17 protein-coding genes and 1 pseudogene are annotated in these 23,112 nt (G+C 41.1%); 16 read left to right on the plus strand and 2 right to left on the minus strand.

All coding sequences use genetic code 11. From position 1 onward, the window contains the following. Positions 1-448 precede the first annotated feature (448 nt). From F6K18_RS17840 to F6K18_RS17910, 15 genes and pseudogenes are all read left to right on the plus strand, one after another. On the plus strand, positions 449-580 hold the full coding sequence (locus F6K18_RS17840; protein ID WP_287522609.1) for a hypothetical protein: 132 nt from the start codon (positions 449-451) through the stop codon (positions 578-580). A gap of 74 nt (positions 581-654) precedes the next feature. Next, positions 655-1,851 carry a class I SAM-dependent methyltransferase gene (locus F6K18_RS17845; RefSeq protein WP_287522610.1) on the plus strand — a complete coding sequence of 399 codons (1,197 nt, stop codon included), beginning with the start codon at positions 655-657 and terminating at the stop codon, positions 1,849-1,851. Positions 1,852-2,656: 805 nt separating this feature from the next. After that, positions 2,657-3,301: a class I SAM-dependent methyltransferase gene (locus F6K18_RS17850; RefSeq protein WP_287522612.1), complete on the plus strand. Its 645-nt coding sequence runs from the start codon at positions 2,657-2,659 to the stop codon at positions 3,299-3,301. A gap of 288 nt (positions 3,302-3,589) precedes the next feature. Continuing rightward, a complete protein-coding gene (locus F6K18_RS17855; protein ID WP_287522613.1) occupies positions 3,590-11,323 on the plus strand; it encodes a polyketide synthase in 7,734 nt (2,577 codons plus the stop codon). Positions 11,324-11,349: 26 nt separating this feature from the next. Beyond that, positions 11,350-12,534, plus strand: a complete 1,185-nt coding sequence (locus F6K18_RS17860; RefSeq protein ID WP_287522681.1) for a condensation domain-containing protein — start codon at positions 11,350-11,352, stop codon at positions 12,532-12,534. Continuing rightward, positions 12,528-12,671 carry a hypothetical protein gene (locus F6K18_RS17865; protein WP_287522614.1) on the plus strand — a complete coding sequence of 48 codons (144 nt, stop codon included), beginning with the start codon at positions 12,528-12,530 and terminating at the stop codon, positions 12,669-12,671. Before F6K18_RS17860 ends, F6K18_RS17865 begins: the two co-directional genes overlap by 7 nt. 881 nt (positions 12,672-13,552) lie before the next feature. Continuing rightward, positions 13,553-13,996 carry an ATP synthase subunit I gene (locus F6K18_RS17870; RefSeq protein WP_287522616.1) on the plus strand — a complete coding sequence of 148 codons (444 nt, stop codon included), beginning with the start codon at positions 13,553-13,555 and terminating at the stop codon, positions 13,994-13,996. A gap of 66 nt (positions 13,997-14,062) precedes the next feature. Continuing rightward, positions 14,063-14,812 carry a F0F1 ATP synthase subunit A gene (gene atpB / locus F6K18_RS17875; RefSeq protein WP_375339679.1) on the plus strand — a complete coding sequence of 250 codons (750 nt, stop codon included), beginning with the start codon at positions 14,063-14,065 and terminating at the stop codon, positions 14,810-14,812. A gap of 346 nt (positions 14,813-15,158) precedes the next feature. Continuing rightward, positions 15,159-15,404: an ATP synthase F0 subunit C gene (gene atpE / locus F6K18_RS17880; protein ID WP_011611801.1), complete on the plus strand. Its 246-nt coding sequence runs from the start codon at positions 15,159-15,161 to the stop codon at positions 15,402-15,404. A 333-nt stretch (positions 15,405-15,737) separates the two neighbouring features. Beyond that, a complete protein-coding gene (locus F6K18_RS17885; RefSeq protein WP_287522618.1) occupies positions 15,738-16,223 on the plus strand; it encodes a F0F1 ATP synthase subunit B' in 486 nt (161 codons plus the stop codon). A gap of 91 nt (positions 16,224-16,314) precedes the next feature. Further along, positions 16,315-16,848 (plus strand): F0F1 ATP synthase subunit B, encoded by a 534-nt coding sequence (locus F6K18_RS17890; RefSeq protein WP_287522620.1) that lies wholly within the window; start codon positions 16,315-16,317, stop codon positions 16,846-16,848. Next, positions 16,845-17,390 (plus strand): ATP synthase F1 subunit delta, encoded by a 546-nt coding sequence (gene atpH, locus F6K18_RS17895; protein WP_287522622.1) that lies wholly within the window; start codon positions 16,845-16,847, stop codon positions 17,388-17,390. The genes F6K18_RS17890 and atpH overlap by 4 nt, the downstream gene beginning before the upstream one ends. 44 nt (positions 17,391-17,434) lie before the next feature. Continuing rightward, a complete protein-coding gene (gene atpA, locus F6K18_RS17900; protein ID WP_287241325.1) occupies positions 17,435-18,952 on the plus strand; it encodes a F0F1 ATP synthase subunit alpha in 1,518 nt (505 codons plus the stop codon). Positions 18,953-19,155: 203 nt separating this feature from the next. Then, a pseudogene (locus tag F6K18_RS36685) lies at positions 19,156-19,272 on the plus strand (zinc ribbon domain-containing protein); the annotation flags it as partial. Positions 19,273-19,684: 412 nt separating this feature from the next. After that, entirely contained in the window at positions 19,685-20,632 is a 948-nt protein-coding gene (locus F6K18_RS17910; protein ID WP_287522624.1) for a F0F1 ATP synthase subunit gamma, read from the plus strand. Between the two features lie 708 nt (positions 20,633-21,340). Here F6K18_RS17910 and F6K18_RS17915 read toward each other — a convergent pair. Both F6K18_RS17915 and F6K18_RS17920 read right to left on the minus strand, forming a co-directional pair. Further along, positions 21,341-21,469, minus strand: coding sequence for a hypothetical protein (locus F6K18_RS17915; protein WP_287522625.1), 129 nt, complete (start codon positions 21,467-21,469; stop codon positions 21,341-21,343). A 52-nt stretch (positions 21,470-21,521) separates the two neighbouring features. Further along, positions 21,522-22,016 carry a hypothetical protein gene (locus F6K18_RS17920; protein ID WP_287522626.1) on the minus strand — a complete coding sequence of 165 codons (495 nt, stop codon included), beginning with the start codon at positions 22,014-22,016 and terminating at the stop codon, positions 21,522-21,524. Between the two features lie 79 nt (positions 22,017-22,095). On the opposite strand from F6K18_RS17920, the gene F6K18_RS17925 reads away from it, so the two are divergent. Then, a complete protein-coding gene (locus F6K18_RS17925; RefSeq protein ID WP_287522627.1) occupies positions 22,096-22,977 on the plus strand; it encodes a shikimate dehydrogenase in 882 nt (293 codons plus the stop codon). The last annotated feature ends 135 nt before the right edge of the window (positions 22,978-23,112 follow it).

Raw genomic sequence — 23,112 nt, forward strand, 5'->3', positions numbered from 1 at the left:
CTTACTTTGTTTCAAAGGTAAAATATTTTAGGCTAATTACCCGTGTTTGTTAAAAACCTTACAGAATTTTATTTTATAGATTTATGGTCATTTATCTTAGAAAAAATAATAATTTTTGTTAAGTAGAGTTTGCTGAAAAAGTCTTTTGGCAAGAGTAGGAGTTAGAAGTCAGAAGTCAGAAGTCAGGATCTTAGAAGTCAAAAGTCAAAAGTTAGAAGTTTAGAACTTAGGAGTTAAAAGTTATAAGTTAGAAGTTTAGAACTTAGGAGTTAAAAGTTTGAAGTCAAAAGTTAGGAGTTAAAAGTTTGAAGTCAAAAGTTAGGAGTTAAAAGTTTGAAGTCAAAAGTTAGGAGTTAAAAGTTTGAAGTCAAAAGCCAAAAGTCAAAAGTTAGAAGTTTAGAACTTAGGAGTTATACCAATTATCTATGAAGCTGCGCTTAATATAAAGATGAGAATAGTCAGTGTAATAAGGTCTGAGCAAAAATTATTAAGTGCATTGTTACAGAGAAATGGTATTAGAAGTCAGAAATTAGAAAAAATGGTAATTGTAGAGGAGATAGTGGGAAGAATTGTCACTTGATTTTTCTGCTCTTGTCTGCCCAAAATGCTAATATGCATGAGCTTTTTGGACCTATTTGAACATTCAATTTCATTATGAAGGATAAATTAGATATCAGTTCTGCTGTAGAGGGACTATACGATACTTTTCCATTTCCCCCAGACCCATTAGTAGATGAAGCACCACCTGGATATAACTGGCGCTGGAGTTGGCCAGTAGCTTACAGTTTTTGCACTGGTCAAATACCCCAAAAACAAGATATTAGAATTTTAGATGCAGGTTGTGGTACTGGTTCTAGTACAGATTATTTGGTTCATCTTAATCCTCAAGCATCTGTAGTTGGAATTGATTTGAGTAGTGGTGCTTTACAAGTGGCCAAAGAACGGTGTAGTCGTTCGGGAGCTTCACAAGTAGAATTTCATCATCTCAGCATATATGATGTCGGCCAAATAGAAGGAGAGTTTGACTTTATTAATTGTGTAGGAGTGCTGCATCATTTACCCGATCCTATTAAAGGTATTCAAAATCTGGCTTTGAAGTTAGCTCCGGGTGGAATTATGCACATCTTTGTTTATGCAGAGTTGGGTCGCTGGGAAATTAGACTCATGCAACAGGCGATCGCTATCCTTCAAGGTAATCAACCTAGAAATTACAAAGATGGAGTAAAAATCGGACGTCAACTTTTTGCTTCTCTACCAGAGAATAACCGTCTTGTCAAATATGAACAGGAAAGATGGGCTTTTGAAAATAAAAGAGATGAGTGTTTTGCAGATATGTATGTCCATCCCCAAGAGATTGATTATAATATCGATACTCTGTTTGAGTTGATAGAAGCATCTGGTTTAAAGTTTCTGGGATTTTCTAATCGTGAATACTGGAATATAGAACGACTTATCGGAAAATCTTCCGAGTTAGTGGAAAGAGTTGTTGATTTGGATGATCGGGAACGTTATCGTTTGATTGAATTATTAGACCCTCAGATTAGTCATTACGAGTTTTTCTTAGGTAGGCCACCTTTACCCAAGATTGATTGGTCTGACGATCGCCTTCTATTAGCAGCAATACCTGAATTAAGTCCTTGTCTTCAGGGATGGCCTAGTGAGAATATATTTGATGGTGACTATAAATTGGTAAATTTGTCAAGGAAAGAATATGAATTTCTACAAGCTTGTGATACTAACTCAAACAGTCAATCTCCATCCACAGTAGGAGAAATATTAGCTAATATACCAGTGGAATTAGAAATTGTGCGATCGCTTCAGTCCAGACTTTTGATTCTACTTACCGAATAATTAAAGATTAAAGCCTCTTCTTTAAAGGAGAAACAAGCGGTCGAGGGATGGCGAGGTCTCCTCGCCATATCCAATCGACCAAGAGAGAAAAAATTTTCCTTTTATTCAATCCTCTTCCTTTTAGGGCTATGCTTTACCCACATCTTTAACTTAGCAGAAAACTTGACAAAATAGACGAGTTATGCATAAGTCTTGGTTCAGGTTTTTCGGGAGAAAAAATGTATGGAAAAAGACTTTTTTTTGACAACTTCAGTAGTTTTACTTAGCTACTATGGTTTTTTCTCCTTTCTCCCCTGCTCCCTCTCTTGCTGCGCGTTCCCTTGGGTCTGTCGCCGACGCGGGGTCGCACCGCTGCTCCCCTCCTCCCCACAAGGGTTTCAAGACTTATGGGTAAGGGATAGCTTTTAGGGAGAGGTAATTAGGGTTTGCTGATTAAATCTAAAAGCACTGAAATATAAAGGTTGAGCGCATTTTTTAGTTAAAAAAAGTCCAAGCTTAATGGTCATAATGGTTCAAAAAAGAGCGCATTTTAGGCTCATAGTTGCGCAGAATAATCCCTTGGTTATTCTTCCTCCTACCTCCTAATTAATTCCCATTTCTCCTGTCTCCAGTATAGCTGTCTCCTGTCTCCTACCCTTGCCCATAAGACTTTTTCAGCAAACCCTAATTATCAATTATTGAACAATGCCCAACAGAGAATATAAAAAAATATAAATGATTCTTAGGTAAGTCATACCTAAGTGATGTCTAATTTTAGGTATCACTTAAACTTTTATTTTCAAAATTAACCTAAATTGATGAAACTATGAGTCAAGAACCTCAGAGTATTAGTTCTGCTTGGGCAAATAACCCTCCTGTAAATGCTTCAAAAGTCGAGGCAGATTATGACTTTTTAGCTGATGATTACGACGATCTGATCAAGCAATGGGCGTATGAAGGCCCTCGAATTGGTGTTGAGCTAGCCAAGCAGTTTTTCTCACTTGAAGACTTGATTCTAGATGCTGGTTGTGGTACTGGCCTTACTGGAGAATTTCTCTACAATCAGGGTTTTACCAATATCATAGGTGTTGACATCTCCCAAAAATCACTGGATAAGGCGGTTCAGCGCCAGGTATATCGTGAATTAGTGAAAGCCAACCTGCAGGAACCGCTTTCATGGCCAGACAACACCTTTGATGCTACATACTGTATTGGAGTTCTTACCTATTTTCCAAATCACTTCCCTTTACAAGAATTTTGCCGTGTCACCCGTCCTGGGGGATGGGTGATCTTTTCACAGCGGGTTGATTTATTTGAAGACGGGGGTCACGGAACAGAATATAACTCTATGGAATCCCAAGGATTATGGCAGCAAAAATACATCTCTCAGCCAATAGCTTACCTTCCTGGACATTCAGAATATGCCCAGAAAATTCTTGTCTATTACCTTGCTTATCAAGTGACTCAATAACTAGGGCTTGCTGATTAAATCTAAAAGTTTTTATAGATAAAGGTTTTAGCCTTTTTAAGTATCAAAAAGTGCGAGGTTTTAAGTGGTAATGGTTCAATTTAGGAGCGGATTTTGGTCAATATTTGGGCAGAAAAATTAAGGGACAATTCTTACTCCTACCTCCTCGCTCATTCCCATTTCTTCTGTCTCCTGTCTCCTGTCTCCTGTCTCCTGCCCCTACTAAAAGACTTTTTCAGCAAACCCTAACTACATTGCATTGATTCTAAAGAATTTATAAAGGACTCATCCATGTCTACACTTGCACCTAACCTGAATGAGGCTGATATCCCTTGTATTTCAGGTCCATTTCTCTCTGAGGACACTAAGAGCACTTCACAGCTAATCGATCGGCAAGCAGAACTTAGACCCCAGGCAACAGCTCTATGTCAAGCTAACAATCAACTAAGCTATTCAGAATTGAAAACGCGATCGAATCAACTAGCCCATTTCCTGCAATCTAGAGGATTAGGTTCGGGTCAATTTGTGGGGATTTGCATGGATCACAGTTTTGAAATGGTGATTGGATTGCTAGGGATTATGAAATCTGGAGCTACTTATGTTCCTCTAGATCCAAGCTTTCCAGCAGAACGGTTGAAGTTTATGATAACTGATGCTGGAATTCAGTATATTTTATCAACCACAAAGTTTGCCTCCGCGATTCCAACGCTTAATGTGGAAGTTCTACAGTTAGATTCATTATATGAACAACTTACCACACTACCAATTGATTCGCCAGAGGAAACTCCCTTACCACAAGCTCCTGTTTATCTAATCTATACATCTGGCTCCACTGGAAACCCAAAAGGGGTGATGGTACCTCATAGTGCCTTGGTGAACTTCTTACTATCCATGCAGATTTCACCAGGGATTAAGGCTAGCGATCGCCTACTTGCTCTTACTACCATTTCCTTTGATATATCTGGTCTAGAACTCTATCTCCCCTTAATTACTGGTGCGAGTATTCGCTTGCTAACGCGCAGGGAAGCACGCAATGGCAAGATTCTAAATCAACTCACTGAAAGTGGTGAGATCGCGCTCATGCAGGCAACACCCACAACCTGGCAAATGATGCTCAATTTAGGTTGGCAAGGACATCCTAACCTCAAAGTCCTGGTTGGAGGAGAAGCATTTCCACCCGCATTAGCCAAACGAATGATTGACAAATGTGCTGAAATTTGGAATATGTTTGGTCCAACCGAAACCACAATTTGGTCAACCCTAGCTCCAATTACAGATGCAAAAATCTCAATTGGAATCCCAATTCACAACACTCGCATCTACATTCTGGATAAGAACGAGATCGGTATTGGTGGCAAAGGTTTAGCCTTGGGTTATAAAGACCGCCCCCAGTTGAATGCAGAAAAGTTTGTGGATTCTGAAATCGCAGGCGAACGCATTTATCGCACTGGTGATATGGGTCGCATTGATGAGTCTGGACAATTACATTTCCTGGGTCGCATCGATCATCAAGTTAAGGTGAATGGATTTCGTATTGAAACGGGTGAAATTGAAGCCCATATTGACGAAGATGAAGGTGTACAGCAATCCCTAGTTACGGTTAAATCCTATGGTTCCGATGACTCCAGATTGGTAGCTTATGTGGTTCCTCAGTTGCACACTACACCCGACATGGTTGCACTTTGGGAACAGGTTTGGACTAAAGCACACAGCGATGAATCGGCAGTTTACGATCCAACCTTTAATTACAGTGGCTACAACAATAGCTTCACTGGTAAACCGATGCCTGAAGCTGAAATGCGGGAATGGGGTCAAAATACCCTAAAGCGCATTCGATCGCTGAATCCCACTCAGGTGCTAGAAGTTGGCTGTGGAACTGGTATCCTGCTTTTTGCTCTTGCTCAAGATATCAGACGTTATGTGGGAACCGATATTTCTCGGGCAGCATTATCCTATATCCGAAAACAGCTAGATCGAGACTCGGAGTTATCCTCCAAGGTAGAATTACATCATCGTTCTGCCCACAATCTACCAAATCTGGAATCTGAAACTTTTGATGTCATAATCATAAATTCAGTGGTGCAATATTTTCCAAGTATTGATTACCTGGAAAATGTCATTAAACAGTTAATTACATTGCTTTCTACTCATGGCTCTATTTTTATTGGGGATGTTCGTAACCTTCTGCTCTTGAATAACTTCCACAAAAAACTGTTGGAAACGGTTACATCTCAAACGGTTAGTGACCAGCAAGTACAGCAGTCCATGAGCAAAGAAGAAGAGCTAGTAATTAGCCCGGAATGGTTTTTAGCCTTGAAAAAAGCGATTCCAGCCATTTCCGAAGTCCGGATCGTGCCTAAAGCAGGAAACTTTGAAAACGAGTTCACCTGCTATCGCTATGATGTAGTTATTTCAATAGGTTCCCGTCCAACTAAGACATTCGAGTGGGTTCATTGGACGCAACAAAACTGGACAAAAACTTACCTAACACAAACACTTCAGAATCAACCAAAGGTCTTAGGTTTGGCAGCGGTTCATAATTCCCTGATTGTTCCAAGAGATAATGAGAGCGCTATCAAACCAGCAGAATGTTTTGCTCTGGGTGAAATCTATGACTATCACGTTTACATCAGTTGGGCTAATAGTGATGAAAACGGCGTATTTGATGTTGTTTTTCTCAAGGATAACCAGGTAGCTCCGATTTTTCCAGAGTCAAACTCAGTAGCATCGGTTAAAAAGATGGCTAATTGCCCGATATTACTGAGCTTGGGGCGACAATTAGAGCCTCGCTTGCGGAAGCATTTGCGGGAATTTCTACCCGACTATATGATTCCAAAGGCATTTGTATTTCTAGACTCCTTTCCGCAAACACTTAATGGCAAGATCGATCGCAAGCAACTTCCTGAACCAGATATCAAACGACCAGTACTCACAAACCGTTTTCAACCACCCAATACAGATGAAGAACATATTTTAGTCGAGATTTGGGCTGAAACACTACAAATTGAAGAAGTAGGAATCACAGACAACTTCTTTGAGCTAGGAGGAAGTTCCATTCTTTTAACCCTACTCCATGCCAAAATTCAAGAGCGGTTTGAAGGATCTAATGTCATCGATCAAGTTGACCTCTTTCAATACCCAACAATTCAAGCTCAAGCGAGATATTTACGAAATCAAAAAAATATAAGTCTCTCTGAGGAAACGGAGCAAATTCAAAAGAATTCTGAGCAAAATTTCCCTACACAACCTCACCGAGATGTTAGAAAAGCTCTAAACAAACAATCTACTAAAAGTCAGGTTGCAGAAACAGATATTGCCATCATTGGACTCAGTTGTCGGTTTCCTGGTGCAGATAATCCAGAAACATTTTGGCAAAACTTGCAGGAAGGGGTCGAGTCTATTACATTATTTACGGATGAAGATTTACTGGAAAGTGGTGTTGAGCGAGAATTATTACAGAATCCAAATTACGTCAAAGCCAACCCGATCCTGAAAGATATCCAGAATTTTGATGCCAGTTTCTTTGGTATTCCCCCATTTGAAGCCGAGATTATGGACCCACAACAACGGCTTTTCTTGGAATGTGCTTGGGAAGCTTTGGAAAGTGCTGGTACTATTCCTACTCAAACCACAGATACCATCGGTCTATTTGCTGGAGCCGGAATTAGCTCTTACTTACATCAGATTTTGTCCCATAATGGTGACTTCTTTTCATCAGTGGACAACTTTCAGGTTATGCTTGGCAATGACAAGGATTACCTACCAACCAGGGTCTCCTATCGATTAAACCTAACTGGCCCCAGTATCAACGTCCAAACCGCCTGTTCCACATCGCTAGTGGCCCTGCACCTAGCGTGCCAAAGCATCCGCAACGGCGATTGCGATTTAGCCTTAGCTGGAGGTACTTCGGTTGTTCATCCCTACCAAGCTGGCTATATGTTCCAGGAAGGCATGATTTTCTCTCCAGACGGCCATTGTCGCCCCTTTGATGCCAAGGCTAAAGGGACCACTTTTGGCAGTGGGGTCGGCGTAGTCGTCCTCAAACCCTTAAGTCAAGCATTGGCAGATGGCGATCCAATTCGGGCTGTGGTCAAAGGTTCAGCAATTAATAATGATGGTGCCGAGAAGGTTGGGTTTACAGCCCCGTCAGTACAGGGGCAGGCTGCTGTAATTGCTGAGGCCATGAGAGTCGCCGGAGTTTCACCAGAATCTATTTCCTATGTGGAAGCCCACGGGACGGCAACGGAGTTGGGAGATCCTATTGAAATTAGAGCACTCAGCCAGGCATTTGGGAGTCAGACCGATCGGCGTGGCTATTGTGCCATCGGCTCAGTAAAGAGCAACATTGGACACCTGATTTCAGCCGCTGGCGTTGCCGGATTGATCAAAACAGTCCTCGCTCTGGAAAATCAACAAATTCCACCGAGTCTCCACTTCCAATCCCCCAATCCAGCAATTGACTTTGAACAGACTCCTTTCTTTGTCAACGCTCAACTCAATCCTTGGACGACCAATGGTAATCCCCGTATTGCCGGTGTTTCTGCATTTGGTATTGGCGGCACCAATGCCCACACCATCATTGCCGAAGCTCCAACTGTTAAGGCGCAAACTAGACCCAGTAGCCGACCTAGAGTATTACTTACCCTTTCCGGCCAATCCGAGCAAGCCGTCGTCGAACTGGCTGCTAAGTATACTAACTTTTTCCAAACGCATCCAGATATCTCCCTACCCGATGCTGCCTACACCACCCATTTAGGTAGGAAGCACTTCAACGTTCGAGCAGCCTATGTGGCAAGCGATCGTAGTGAGATGATTCGGGAACTGGAACGCAACCCTGTCCTACTATCCAGCACCACTGCTTCTGGTAAACTGGCATTCCTATTTACAGGGCAAGGTTCACAATTTGCCGGTATGGGTCGCAGATTGTATGAAACTGAACCCGTGTTTAAAGATGTATTAAATCGCTGTGAAACAGCATTTTTTGGCCATTGCGGGCACTCTATTCTAGATGTTCTATTGGCAAAAGACGAGGACACCTCGATCCACAGAACCGAATTTGCTCAACCGGGACTCTATGCTCTTGAATGTGGCATTGCTGCCTTGTTCCTGTCTTGGGGCATTCAACCCAGCATGGTGATTGGTCATAGTGTTGGTGAATTTGCAGCCGCATGGGTGGCTGGGGTTTTCCAGTTGGAAGAAGGGTTGATGCTGGTAGCTGAACGTGGACGCCTGATGCAGGAACTCCCAGAGTCAGGGAGCATGATCGGTATTTTCGCTCCCCAGGATGTGGTTATGAGCTACATACAGGACTACACAGATGTTTCCATTGCCGCAATTAATGGGCCAAAAGCTGTGGTGATTTCAGGTAAACAGGAATCATTAACACAGATTATCCAGCGCCTAGAAACGGAGCATATAAGCTACAAAGAATTAGTGGTGTCCCATGGGTTTCATTCTTCACTGATGGACCCCATCCTTGATACTTTTGAACGATTTGCCTCCCAGTTTGACTTCCATCCACCCCAAATCCCCTTCATTTCTAACTTAACAGGAGATCTTTTGGATGCAGAACGGACCCTAGATGCCACCTATTGGACAGACCATATTCGAGGAACTGTTCGTTTTCATGATGGATTAAAAACTATTGTGGATTCTGGACTAACTATGTTTCTGGAAATTGGACCTAAACCAATCCTCTGTGGTCTAGGACAACGGGAGTTTCCAGAACTGAACTGGATTCCCACTCTTGAAGGATCGCAAAAGGGTTATGGTGATGTTTTAGATAGCCTTGCTTGTCTCTATAACTGTGGAATTTCTATAGATTGGAATGCTTTTCATGTCCATGAGAACCGACGGAAACTTCCCCTACCTACCTACGCTTTTCAACGTCAATGTTACTGGCCAGAAACAACTATGATTTCTACACAATCCTCTAGAACTGCTTCACCATCTGCTATTTCAGAGCGGATCGGGCGGGAAATGACGGAAATGATTGCAACTATGATGCGAATGGACAGCAGTGCCATCGATCGTGAAACATCTTTCCTCAGCCTAGGACTAGATTCCCTCACCTTATTAAATGTTATTGCCCGCATTGAAAAAGACTACGGCATTACTCTGGCTATTCACCAATTCCTGGATGAGTTGACCAACCTTCAACAACTCATTGACTTCTTAAGTCAGAAAGTCCCACCACAAAAGGTTTCTCTACCAGTTATCACCCCATCGGCCAATGGAGCAGCTCTTCCTAACCAACCTGCTCAACCATCTGAACCCACTGTTACACTTGACACTAAACTCAATCAGGAACCAACAGTTGCTCTTGCACCAGTGGAAAACGGCACCTCGACAGGTCTGGAGCGCATTATTGAGCAGCAACTACTGGTAATGACGAAACAATTGGAAACCATCCAGGGAAAATCCAGTGTGTCTTTGGCCCCCGTGAGTCCCCCTTCTCAACAACAGCAACCCCTGGTTAAGGCAATAGAACCAATGGAACCTGCCAAGTCGGTGGAGGCCACTCAACCAAAACCAGCGGAAAAAATAGGATCGACACCCGCTCCATTCTCATTTTGGGGAGCAAAAGGCAAAGCCGGCAAACCACCAACAGCTAAACAACAGGCATTCATCGACAATTTAGTCCAAGCCTACTGCCAACGCACCAAGGGATCGAAAGAAAATGCCGCCGCCTATCGCAATTACCTGGCAGATCGCCGATCAATTAGGGGCCTTCGTCCCAAACTGAAGGAGATTTTCTACCCAATTGTTGCAGAGCGTGCCGAAGGTTCCCACATTTGGGATATTGATGGCAATGAATACATTGATATTACGATGGGTTTTGGGGTTCATCTGTTGGGTCATAATCCAGATTTCATCATGAATCCGGTTCGTTACACCCTAACCACTGGCGTACAAATGGGTCCTCAAACACCATTGGCCGGAGAAGTTGCCAAACTATTCTCTGAGGTCACGGGGAAAGAACGGGTGACTTTCTGTAATTCTGGGACTGAAGCTGTGATGACCGCAGTACGTATTGCTCGGGCTGCTTCTGGTAAGCATAAAATTGTGAAGTTTAAAGGTGCTTATCATGGTCACTTTGATGGTACGTTAGCCATTCCGGCACAAACTGATGGAACACCCTATGGCCAACCTATGTTCCCAGGAACATCACCTAACATGGTGAAAGATGTGATTGTGCTGGACTATGGCAAAGCAGAGAGTCTAGAGGTTATTCGACAACATCGACATGAACTAGCCGCTGTGCTAGTAGAACCAGTTCAAAGCAGACTGCTGAGTCTTGCGCCAAAGGAGTTTTTGCATGAGCTACGTGCCCTGACCCACTCAGAAGATATTCCCCTGATCTTTGATGAAGTGATTCTGGGATTCCGGGCCGCGCCTGGTGGTGCTCAGGAATATTTTGGGATTGAAGCCGATCTTGCAACCTATGGAAAAGCGGTTGGTGGTGGGATGCCGATCGGGGTCGTAGCTGGAAAAGCTAGGTATATGGATCGGATTGACGGGGGCACTTGGAACTATGGAGACCAATCGTATCCCCAAACGGAACCCACTTATTTTGCTGGTACTTTTTGCAAACATCCTCTGGCCATGTCAGCAGCCAAAGCAGTTCTTCTCCATATCAAGGAGCAAGGTGGAGCATTACAAGCCAAATTGAATGACTCTACGGCCCGACTTGCTCAAGCCTTGAATCACTATTTTCAAACTGAGGGACTCATGCTGCGGGCCGATCAGTTTTCGTCGATTTTTAGAATTGAGTTCCAAAGTATGTTTAGTGAACTGTACCTTCCCATTGAAATGGATCTCTTGTTTTACCTATTGATCCATAAAGGGGTTTATGTTTGGGAAGGTCGGGTCTGTTTTCTCTCAGCAGCTCACACTGACCAGGATATCGATCGCATTATTACCGTGGTTAAAGAAAGTGTTGAAGAGTTGCGTTCCGTTGGGTATTTTCCGTCACAAACGTCACAAAAACCAGTTGCTCAAAAAAAAAACGCACTTATCCCCTAACGGAAGAACAGCAACGCCTACTTCAAATTTCCCAGGATAAAAATGGTTCGACTGCCTATAATGAATCGATTACGTTTGAGCTGACAGGAAAACTGGCCATTGATCGGTTACGGAATGCGATTCACACTGTCATCCATCGGCATGATGCTCTGAGAACATCCATTGCTGCCGATGGATTTGCTCAAATTGTTAGGCCAGTCCTGGATGTTGAAATTCCTTTGCTAGATTATTCATCTGAAGATGCTCCAGATGAAGCCCTAAATCAGTGGCTCTTAGCAGAAAGCCAACAGCCATTCGATCTTTATCAAGGACCTCTAATTCGGACAACAATTGTCAAACTTTCTCCAGAGAGATACGCATTCAATATCTGTATTCATCATTTAGTTTCCGATGGATGGTCTCTGGTTGTGATTTTGGAGGAAATTAGTAAGATTTATTCCGGTTGTCTAGATATTCCCCCAATTCAACAATTCACAGACTATTTGCAATGGTATAACCAAGATACCCAAAGCGATATCTTCAAGAAGTCCGAACTATTTTGGAGCGAAAATCTCAGGGCGGTATCCCCCTTACGTTTACCTCTGGACTACTCTGCTCCAAAACAACGAACCTACAACGGCGCTCGTATTAGTATACAGATACCATCGGACTTAACCTTTGCTCTTAAACAACGTTCGATGGCCTGGAATGCCACCCTATTTCACACACTGCTGGGAGCCTACGCTTACCAAATGACCCAGTTTTGCCAGCAAAATACCATCACGATTGGAATTTCTGTGAGTGGCCGTCCAACACATCTGGCCGAACATTTAGTGGGCTACTGTTCACATTTCATTCCCATCTACCTGAAAACTGATGAGAACTTAACCTGGAACAAGCAAGTAGAACGAACCAAAGCTGCCATTAGCAAAGCATTCAAGCATCAAAATGTGCCCTTAGCCAGAATCTTAGGCCAATTTCCCCAGGAACAACAGCAAAACCTCATGCAAGTTACTTTTAACCTTGACATCCCGATGAACCTTGATTTAGTCGATCTGCAAACTCAGATTATTCCTCAGCCAGTAACTTCCGCACGATATGCAATGGGCCTGAATGTCATCCCTGAACTCGATCGCCTTCATTTTGATCTGGATTACAACACAGATTGCTTCAAGACAGAAACAATGCAAGAATTTCTAATGAATTTGATAGAACTGCTTCGGGTTTGTTGAAAAAGTCTTTTAGTAGGGGTAGGAGACAACCCACCCCTCGCCCCTCCCCCTCCCAGGATGGGAAGACAGGAGGAACGGGGAATGAGCGAGGAGGTAGGAGTAAGAATTGTAAGAATGATTTTTCTGCCCAACTATGAGCCTAAAATACTAACTTTTTGAACGTTTTAGACTGAAATAGGCACACTTTTTAAAGGCCCCAAAAAGGCTAAAATCTTTATATTTCAATGCTTTGATATTTAATTAGGGTTTGCGTATGGAAAGTCTTTTTGCTCTTTGTAGGAGACAGGAGACAGGAGACAGGAGTTATGGGAATTAGTGAGGAGGTAGGAGTTAAGAATTGCCTCTCAATTTTTCTGCCATAATCATCCCAAAATACTAGCATGCATGAGCTTTTTCCACCAAAAAGTTGGTACTTTTTTCAACTCTAAAACCCTAAAACCTTTATCTTTCAATACTTTTAGGATTAATCAGCAAACCCTAATTAGCAAGCCCTACTTCAAGGCATTCTTACGGGCTGTGTTGCAAAATAGTGAGGGTTGTGAGCTACTTGGAGCTATTTTTACCATGAATCAGTTATAAAAAACCTTATATCTTTGAACCAATATTCCCTTCTGCCTTCTGCCCTCTGCCTTCTGCCCTCTGCCTTTGTACTACGTTTTGAAGTGCGGAATTTAGGTTATATCAAGTCTTATTAATTAGCCATAATCAAAATCTTTTTCCCGATCAATTTCTCTCTGTTCCCTATTGCCTCAATTTTTTATTGTGGGTATTCAAAGAGACATAATATTATATCATGTCCGGATAATTAGTGATAAAAAACTTTCTTCTTCTCTTCCTTCTTTTTTCCTCCTGACTCCTGACTCCTGACTCCTGACTCCTGACTCCTGACTCCTGACTCCTGCGACTTCTGGCCTCTAAATTTTAACTTTTGACTTCTGGGTATGCTTGCTCCAACATGGTATGATGACTATTGGCATATAGAAAAAGCCTACCACTTGTGATTAGTATCTAAATTTTTGTGAATACATCTGATACATCACCAGAAACCATAACTGTTGACGATAGTAATACTCCAGAAGTTGAAACTGCAGGGGCAGAACCAAACACTTCAATGCAAGAGTATTACAAACTGCAGCAGGAATTATATGTAATCACCTTGACAATTACAGGTATAATATTTATCTTTGTCTGGGTTTTTTACTCCCTAAACATTGCTCTTAATTATTTGATAGGAGCAACTACAAGTGTGGTTTACTTAAGAATGTTAGCTAAAGAAGTTGAGAGTATTGGCGGGGATAAAAGAAGTGTAGGTAAAACAAGGTTAGCAATATTTGTCGGGCTGATGATATTAGCAACTCAGTTGAATCAGCTCAAAATTTTGCCGATTTTCCTTGGGTTTCTGACTTACAAAGCAGCACTAATAATATATGTAGTGCGAACATCCTTGATGCCAAACTCATAACAATTGAAGCAAATTCTAATTCTTGAAAAATCCACTTGATATAAATCGGGAAGTCTGAGAATCAAAATGCTAGATATTTTGCATACTATTAACTATTTACCTCTGGCTGAACTAGAAGTTGGCCAGCATTTTTACTGGGAGCTAGGCAGCCTCAAAATACATGGGCAAATTTTACTCACATCCTGGTTTGTAATTGCCCTGATAGTCTTGGCTGCTTTAACAGCAACACTCAATGTGCAGCGAATTCCTAGTGGGATGCAAAATTTCATGGAGTACATCCTAGAATTTATACGCAGCCTAACTAAAGACCAGATTGGTGAAAAAGATTATCGCCCTTGGGTACCATTTGTTGGTACTTTGTTCCTATTTATATTTGTGTCAAATTGGTCAGGAGCGCTAGTACCATGGAAAGTAATAGAACTACCTGCGGGAGAACTTGCTGCCCCCACAAGTGACATTAATACAACAGTGGCATTGGCACTACTGACTTCCATAGCATATTTTTATGCAGGTATCAGCAAAAAAGGCTTAGGATATTTTGCGGGCTATGCTGAACCAGTACCATTTATGGTCCCCTTTAAGATCATAGAAGATTTTACCAAGCCTTTGTCCCTAAGCTTCCGTTTATTTGGTAATATTCTTGCTGATGAATTGGTTGTGGGAGTGCTAGTTCTGCTAGTACCTCTATTTATTCCTCTACCACTAATGGTTTTGGGTCTATTTTTAAGTGCTATTCAGGCATTGATTTTTGCAACTCTAGCTGCTAACTACATCGGAGAAGCGTTAGAAGAACACGGCGCAGAACATCACGATTAAGAGTTAGGTAAGTAGTAGAAAAAAAATTTGCTTAAAAGTAACTCAAAGTCTGGTATTCTAAGCTGTTAGTGGGATGAATTATCGCCAGATTCACGGAAACTGGAAATGGTAGAGCAATAAGTCCCTCAAGACAACAAAACAAGTAAACTTCAGAGTTGACGAGTGATGTGAGATAAAAGCATGAAACTTGAACTTATTGAGTTTCATATTTCACTTCAATCATCACATCAGTTCATCGAAAAAAGTGACAATTGTGTATGTAGTTGATTACGCAAAAGTGTAATCAATATAGTTCTAGTTAATCGTCAAGTTTGTACTTTAGGTTAAAAAAGGAAAGAAAATTATTATGGATCCATTGATTGCTGCTGCTTCCGTCGTTGCTGCTGCCTTAGCTGTAGGTTTAGGTGCGATTGGTCCTGGAATTGGTCAAGGAAATGCAGCAGGTCAAGCTGTAGAAGGTATTGCCCGTCAACCAGAAGCAGAAGGAAAAATTCGAGGCACATTATTGTTGAGTTTGGCATTTATGGAAGCTTTAACAATTTACGGTTTGGTGGTATCACTGGTGTTGCTATTTGCCAACCCCTTTGCATAAACAACCCTAATTATAGAAAATAGGGATTTTAGATTTTTGATTTTGGATATCGAAAATCTAAAATCTTTAAAAAGCATTCAGCAGTTCAGCAATTAGCAGTCAGCTTTGCGCATTTGCAGAGAATTCCGAATGGAAAGGGGATTTAAAGCAACCCCTAAAATTAAGCGAAAAGCTAGATAGAAGTCGGGGATGTTTTACCCAAGCTTTTCCTGGAGGAATGCTACGCAAACAGATGCCTAAATTATATGGGCAAATTTTTAGGCTGATAGCTGATAGCTGATGGCTAGTTAAACCCAACCTAAACTATTGGGAACCACCTAAAAATTAGAGAAAATGATAAATTGGACAATATTACTAGCCGTTGAAGAAGTAGCAGAAAAGGGTGGTTTGTTTGACATTAATGCAACTCTACCCTTAATGGCAATTCAGTTTCTGATTCTGGCTTTTGTCTTGGATAAAATTTTTTACAAACCACTGGGTAAAGCTATAGATTCTCGTGCAGATTATATCCGCGACAATCAAATCAAAGCACAAGAGGGTTTGGCAAAGACAAAAAAATTAGCTGAACAATACGAGCAAGACCTAGCAGAAACTCGTAAAAAATCTCAAGCAATTATTACTGAAGCTCAAGCGACAGCTCAGAAAATAGTAGCCGAAAAAGTGGCTAAAGCTCAACAAGAAGCACAAGCCAAAAGAGAACAAGCAGCTCAAGAAATAGAAGAGCAAAAGCAAGCAGCTTTGCAACAGTTAGAAGAACAGGTAGACTCTTTGAGCCGCCAAATTCTAGAAAAACTATTAGGACCAGAATTGGTCAGATAGCCACAGAAAATTCCAGGTTGAAAAGTTGAGCTATTGATAATAACACTCAGCATCCAACAAGATAATTTAAGGCTAACTATCACAGGATATCATGGTAAATGTTTTATGGCTAGCCACAGAAGCTAGCGCTGAAGAAGGTTTTGGTTTAAACCTGGATCTTTTAGATACTAACCTAATTAATTTAGGAATTTTGATTGTAGTTTTAATTTATTTTGGGCGAGGCTTTATTGGGAAAATTCTTAGTGAAAGACGCGCCACTATTGAACAAGCAATCAAAGAAGCAGAAAAACGTCAACAAGAAGCAGCATCAGCTCTAGCAGCTCAACAACAAAAGTTGACCCAAGCTCAAGTAGAGGCCGAAAAAATTCTAGCCACTGCTGAAACAAGAGCACAGGAAGTCAAGCAAAAAATTGAGCAACAGGCAGAACAAGATATTGAGCGGATGAAAGCTACTGCTAGCCAAGAGATGGACTCGGAAAGAGATAAAGCAATTGCCCAACTGCGCTCAATTGTAGCATCTAAAGCATTGGCACAAGTAGAATCTCGCCTCAAAGAAACTTTAGATGAGAATGCCCAGCAACAATTAATAGATCGTAGTCTGGGGTTATTAGGAGGTCAATCATGACTGTAATTGCTGGTGAAATTGTAGAACCCTACGCAGCAGCTCTAATGTCCTTGGCTAAATCAAAAGACCTTGCCGAGAGGTTTGGGGAAGATATACGTTCTCTGCTCAATATTATGGATGAATCCCCAGAATTGAAGCAATTTATGGGAAATCCAATTATTAAACCGGAAGACAAAAAAGCAGTGCTGCAACGCATGATGGGTGATGAAGCCGATCCCTATATGCGTAATTTTTTAATGCTGCTAGTTGATAGAGGTCGGATTATTTTTCTAGAAGAGATAGGGAAAAAATACCTAGCACTATTGCGAGAACTAAATCAAACTGTTCTAGCAGAAGTGACCTCCACAGTAGAATTAAACGAAGACCAAAAAAATACAGTCCGCGAACGAGTCAAATCAATGACTGATGCGAGGGATGTAGATATTGAAACCAAAATCGACCCCAGCTTACTCGGTGGTGTCATTATCAAAATAGGCTCTCAGATAATTGACTCTAGTCTGCAAGGACAACTACGCCGAATTGGCAATAGCCTCAAAGCATAATTAACTCATTTTTTGTAATAAAGACTGGACAATAAAAAAGAAAAATGGTATCAATCAGACCTGACGAAATTAGCCAAATTATTCGCGACCAAATAGAACAGTACGACCAAGATGTCAAAGTATCTAACGTTGGTACTGTTCTACAAGTGGGTGACGGTATTGCCAGGATTTATGGCCTAGACAAGGTAATGGCAGGAGAACTGGTAGAGTTCTCAGATGGTACAGTAGGTATTGCCCAAAACTTAGAAGAAGATAACGTAGCGGCAGTATTGATGGGTGAAGGCCGGGAAATTCAAGAAGGGTCTGCCGTAACTGCCACAGGTAGAATTGCTCAAGTGCCAGTAGGAGAGGCCATGGTTGGCCGGGTGGTAGATGGTCTCGGTCGAGCTGTTGATGGTAAGGGAGATATTCAAACCGATGACAGTCGTCTGATTGAATCTCCTGCTCCAGGAATTATCGAACGCCGTTCTGTTTGTGAACCTATGCAAACAGGTATCACCGCTATAGACTCGATGATTCCCATAGGTAGAGGTCAACGGGAATTGATTATTGGTGACAGACAAACAGGTAAAACAGCGATCGCCATCGATACTATCATTAACCAAAAAGGTGAAGATGTTATCTGTGTATATGTGGCTATTGGTCAAAAAGCTTCTACTGTAGTTCAGGTAGTAAGTACCCTTGAAGAAAAAGGTGCAATGGATTACACCGTTGTAGTAGCTGCTAATGCCAGTGACCCTGCAACTCTCCAATACTTGGCTCCTTATACTGGTGCTACTATTGCTGAATACTTTATGTATAAAGGCAAAGCAACTCTGGTAATCTATGATGACCTTTCCAAGCAAGCTCAAGCTTATCGCCAGGTATCTTTGCTACTGCGTCGTCCACCAGGTCGTGAAGCATATCCAGGAGATGTATTCTATCTCCACTCCCGTCTCTTAGAAAGAGCTGCTAAACTCAATGATGATTTAGGTGGAGGCAGTATGACTGCTCTACCAATTATTGAAACTCAAGCTGGTGACGTTTCGGCCTATATTCCTACCAACGTTATCTCTATTACGGATGGTCAAATCTTCCTCTCCAGTGACCTATTCAACGCAGGTTTCCGCCCAGCAGTAAACGCAGGTGTTTCTGTGTCGAGGGTAGGTTCGGCTGCTCAGACCAAGGCTATGAAAAAAGTTGCTGGTAAGATTAAGCTAGAGCTAGCACAGTTTGCTGAATTAGAAGCGTTCTCTCAATTTGCCTCAGACTTGGATAAAGCTACCCAAAACCAACTGGCAAGAGGTCAGCGCTTGCGGGAGATTTTGAAACAATCTCAAAACTCACCTCGCTCTCTTCCCGAACAAGTAGCAGTGATTTATTCTGGTATTAATGGTTACTTGGATGATATCCCTCTTGAGAAGGTGACTAAATTTATTTCTGGTTTACTGGATTACTTGAACAACAGTAAGCCCAAGTTCGGTGAAATTATCGGTACTGAAAAGGTACTGACTGATGAAGCTCAAACTGTCTTAAAAGAAGGTATTACTGAGTATAAGCAAACATTCTTGGTATCTGCTTAAATTAGTTACTTTTAAGTATTAACATTTAGTGGTTAGTTGTTAATGCTCAAAAGCAACTAGCCACTAATTATGGCGTTGCTAAATACTGGGATAATTAAGGCGGACACGGGGACAGGGGGACACGGAGGCACGGGGATTATAGTTGATCCTCTCTGATAAAATCATCCTGCAATTATGCAATGCCCTAATTATTAGTTAGATAACGTTGCTCTAGTTGTGGGCACACAGTAGAAAAATTACCATTAAACATTAGAGAGTGGGATTGTCCAGAGTGTGGTAGTCACCATGACAGGGACATAAACGCTTCGATAAACATTTTGCGGATGGGAACCCGCGTCGGCGATAGACGCAAGCGGTCAGACCCCGCGACGACGCCAGCTCGCTTGCGGAATGCTGACCAAGAGAGGGAACGCCCACCAAGAAGGCTGCGGGACTCGCAGTGTCAGTCTGTGGAGCGACTGTAAGACCTTCTGGGAGTAAATCTCGGAAGGCGGGTGCTAAGAAACAGAAAGTCCCTAACAGTGATGCTAGGGAATCCCTGGCTGTCTCGTTAGAGCAGCGTCGGGAGGATGTCAAAGGCGAATCTCTATAGATTTATTGAAAAAAAAGGTTGAAAGTAACTAGATAGACAGATATGAGAAAGTTTAATCTAGTTGACTTAGTTGAGAATAAATTAAAATTTCCCTTCTTTATTTCTTCCTTGTTACTTCTTACTTCTTCCTACACAAAATCATGCCTAATTTAAAAGCTATTCGCGATCGCATCAACTCGGTCAAAAACACTAAAAAAATTACAGAAGCAATGCGCCTAGTGGCCGCTGCTAAAGTACGTCGTGCCCAAGAACAAGTAATTAATACTCGGCCTTTTGCCGACCGCCTTGCCCAAGTTTTATACGGACTTGCCGAACGTTTACAATTTGAAAGTGTAGATTTACCCCTACTAAAACAGAGGGAAGTTAAAACAGTAGGGTTATTAGTAATTTCTGGAAATCGTGGTTTATGTGGTAGCTATAACAGCAGCATCATTAAACGCGCAGAAATCAGAGCAAGTGAACTCACTGAGCAAGGAGTTGATTATAAATATTTATTGATTGGACGTAAAGCAATTCAATATTTCCAACGTCGGGAAGCTCCAATTTTAAACACTTATGATAATCCTGAAAAAATTCCTACAGCTGATGATGCTTCAGCAGTTACTGATGAAGTACTTGCTGATTTTCTCTCAGGAACAGTAGATAGAGTAGAGTTGGTTTATACCAAATTTATTTCACTAATTAGCTCTCAACCTGTGATTCAAACTCTCTTACCTCTGGATCCTCAAGGTTTAGAAGTTCAAGATGATGAAATCTTCCGTTTAACTACTAAAGGTGGTCACTTTGAAGTATCACGGGACAAAGTAACAACACCTACTAAAAGCTTTCCCCGCGATATGATTTTTGAGCAAGACCCAACTCAAATTTTAGAAGCTCTCTTGCCATTATTTTTAACTAACCAGTTATTGAGGGCGTGGCAAGAATCATCTGCTAGTGAGTTAGCATCTCGGATGACAGCAATGAGTAATGCTAGCGATAATGCTAGTGAATTAGTTGGTACATTAACTCTTTCCTATAACAAAGCTCGGCAAGCTGCTATTACTCAAGAAATTCTGGAAGTTGTGGGTGGTGCTAGTGCTTTAGAATAATACCTTTGAAAAACCTAGCCAAAGAAAGGACATTTCTAAGGTTGTCTCTCAAAGGTTGCAGATCGAGTCTGAAGTGACTACGTTGGTAGGTCACGACCACAATATGTGAACTCCAGCATATATGCTGGTCGCTCTAAATTAAGGACAGTCTTTAATAGCGCCAATCGGAAGTAGGTTTAGTACCGATAGTGTTTAGAGTATGAACAAGCCTAGCCAACATGATCGAGGAACACTTTACTGAAAAGGAATAGACACCACAATGTCTAATTAAAAGTTGTACATAAAAAAGGTGGTTATACCTATACATTTTGTCCACAATTGTCTATAAATGTCGAGGAAAATGCTGTCTAAAACTTAACAGGCTACTTTAGAAAATTATTAATATTATTAATACGTCTGACATGACTCAGGCGTATTTTTTTCTTATTTATTGAGAGTAGGGAAAAGGCAGCAGCGGTGCGACTCCACGGGGTACGACAAACTTAGAAGATATCTAATAGACTTGTCGCTTTATAACTTAAAAAACTCCCAAAAACCTTGTTCTGTAAGGATTGTAGCTATTGATGAAAAAAAGGCTTAGAATTATTGATCTGTCTAGGTTGTAGCGATTTTTTTCCCTCTATTTAGGGCTTGCTGAATAAAATTGTAATCAATATCTCTAAAGGCTTCCAGGGTTAAATATTGCTGAAAAAGTACAAGGTTTTTGGCTCAATTATGTCTAAAAATGCTAATATTTTTCCCCTGACTATCAGAAAATTTGGCCGTAGCAGATAGTCTAAACTGTTGCCTGTTGCCTGTTGCCTGCTGCCTATCATCACTATCAGACTTTTTCAGCAAACCCTATTTAGTAACAACTCTAATATATTTAGTTTAAATTTTGAAAAACTTATTAAACATATTTATAGGCTCGTTTTGCCATCACAGGTTTAAATTGAGTATCTACAAACTGCACTGGCTCAAAGGTATCTATCCACAAGTGAGCGCCACAACTTGCTGGATTTAGTGGTCGATAAACTATACGACAAGGACCCTGAATTTCTAACTGAAAACCTAAATAGTTACCTTTTCCCTGCTTCAAAGCGATTACTGGTTTCAATTGGTCTAGCGCTATTTGAGGATTTTTATTTATTTTTTTGCGATTTGCTTGAATTTTTTGCTGATTAACATGGATCATGGTCGGCTTCTGTCGCTGTCGATGATACCACATACCTTTAGGACCTCTAGTCCCTGGTATAACAACAGGCATTTGGCCATAAAGAGGAATTCGCCAAAATCCCTTGTGTTTATAAGCGCCTTTAATTCTACCTTGAGAAAGTAAAACTCTGACGCGTTGACAACAAATACCTAATAAAAAAGCTGCTTCTCTAGTTCCGATAATAGTCATTTTTACTATAGCACTATAGTTTTGATTGTTTAATTCGTATAAAATATATTATAGCAATTTTTACTTAATATTTATCATAATGATTACAGGTAAAACAAAATTATTAGGAGTCATGGGCTATCCGGTTGAACATTCTTTGTCTCCAGTAATGCACAATGCTGCAATTAAAGCAATAAATAATCAACAAAACTTAATAGATTATGTTTACCTACCTTTTCCAATTAAACCAGAAAATTTAAAAACAGCTATTGCTGGGTTTTCTGCTATTGGCATTCAGGGTTTTAATATTACTATTCCCCACAAACAAACAATATTACCACTTTTGTCAAAAGTTTCAGACCTTGCTCAAGCAGTGGGGGCAGTTAATACTGTTTATCAAACAGATAAAGGATGGGAGGGAGCAAATACAGATGTGGAAGGATTTCTTTCTCCACTAAAAACTTATAATTGGGATTGGCATCAAAAGGTAGCATTGATTTTAGGTAATGGTGGTGCATCTCGCGCAGTAGTGGCTGGTTGTGCTCAATTGGGTTGTGCAGAAATTAATGTTATTGGTCGGTCTCAAGAAAAGTTAGCTGCTTTTAGGCAAAGTTGGATTAATTCTCCTTTACCAGTAAATTTAAAAATACATAAGTGGAATGAAATGTCAAGATTAGTTTCACAAGCAGATTTGCTAGTGAATACTACTCCGATTGGAATGTATCCTAATATTGAGCAGTCTCCAATAGATGAGAAAGTGTTCGATCTATTATCACCAGGAGCAATAGTCTATGATTTAATCTATATTCCTAACCCTACTAAATTTCTTCAGCAAGCCCTGGTTAGGGGAGCGATCGCTATTGATGGATTAGAAATGTTGGTTCAACAAGGAGCTGTAGCTTTGGAATTATGGTTGCAAAAGTCTGTACCAGTTGATATTATGCGCCATTCTCTACGCCAACATTTAGGCTTGAATGATTAGACCTGTAATATCATGTCCGGTTGAATACTTATCATATATTTGGGGGTGGGGAGTAGGGGAGTGGGGGAGATTGAAGTAATTGTAGAATTATAAACATATAATAGACTTGTCGCTTTATAACTTAAAAAAAATCCC

The sequence above is a fragment of the Okeania sp. SIO2C2 genome, assembly GCF_010692625.1.
GTDB lineage: Bacteria > Cyanobacteriota > Cyanobacteriia > Cyanobacteriales > Microcoleaceae > Okeania > Okeania hirsuta.

What these genes read in the sequence shown, in the direction of transcription:
- F6K18_RS17855 (WP_287522613.1), top strand. Translation starts at nt 3,590, where the DNA reads ATGTCTACACTTGCACCTAACCTGAATGAGGCTGATATCCCTTGTATT.
- F6K18_RS17850 (WP_287522612.1), top strand. Translation starts at nt 2,657, where the DNA reads ATGAGTCAAGAACCTCAGAGTATTAGTTCTGCTTGGGCAAATAACCCT.
- F6K18_RS17840 (WP_287522609.1), top strand. Translation starts at nt 449, where the DNA reads ATGAGAATAGTCAGTGTAATAAGGTCTGAGCAAAAATTATTAAGTGCA.
- atpE (WP_011611801.1), top strand. Translation starts at nt 15,159, where the DNA reads ATGGATCCATTGATTGCTGCTGCTTCCGTCGTTGCTGCTGCCTTAGCT.
- F6K18_RS17910 (WP_287522624.1), top strand. Translation starts at nt 19,685, where the DNA reads ATGCCTAATTTAAAAGCTATTCGCGATCGCATCAACTCGGTCAAAAAC.
- F6K18_RS17890 (WP_287522620.1), top strand. Translation starts at nt 16,315, where the DNA reads ATGGTAAATGTTTTATGGCTAGCCACAGAAGCTAGCGCTGAAGAAGGT.
- F6K18_RS17920 (WP_287522626.1), bottom strand. Translation starts at nt 22,016, where the DNA reads ATGACTATTATCGGAACTAGAGAAGCAGCTTTTTTATTAGGTATTTGT.
- F6K18_RS17925 (WP_287522627.1), top strand. Translation starts at nt 22,096, where the DNA reads ATGATTACAGGTAAAACAAAATTATTAGGAGTCATGGGCTATCCGGTT.
- F6K18_RS17845 (WP_287522610.1), top strand. Translation starts at nt 655, where the DNA reads ATGAAGGATAAATTAGATATCAGTTCTGCTGTAGAGGGACTATACGAT.
- atpA (WP_287241325.1), top strand. Translation starts at nt 17,435, where the DNA reads ATGGTATCAATCAGACCTGACGAAATTAGCCAAATTATTCGCGACCAA.
- atpH (WP_287522622.1), top strand. Translation starts at nt 16,845, where the DNA reads ATGACTGTAATTGCTGGTGAAATTGTAGAACCCTACGCAGCAGCTCTA.
- F6K18_RS17885 (WP_287522618.1), top strand. Translation starts at nt 15,738, where the DNA reads ATGATAAATTGGACAATATTACTAGCCGTTGAAGAAGTAGCAGAAAAG.
- atpB (WP_375339679.1), top strand. Translation starts at nt 14,063, where the DNA reads ATGCTAGATATTTTGCATACTATTAACTATTTACCTCTGGCTGAACTA.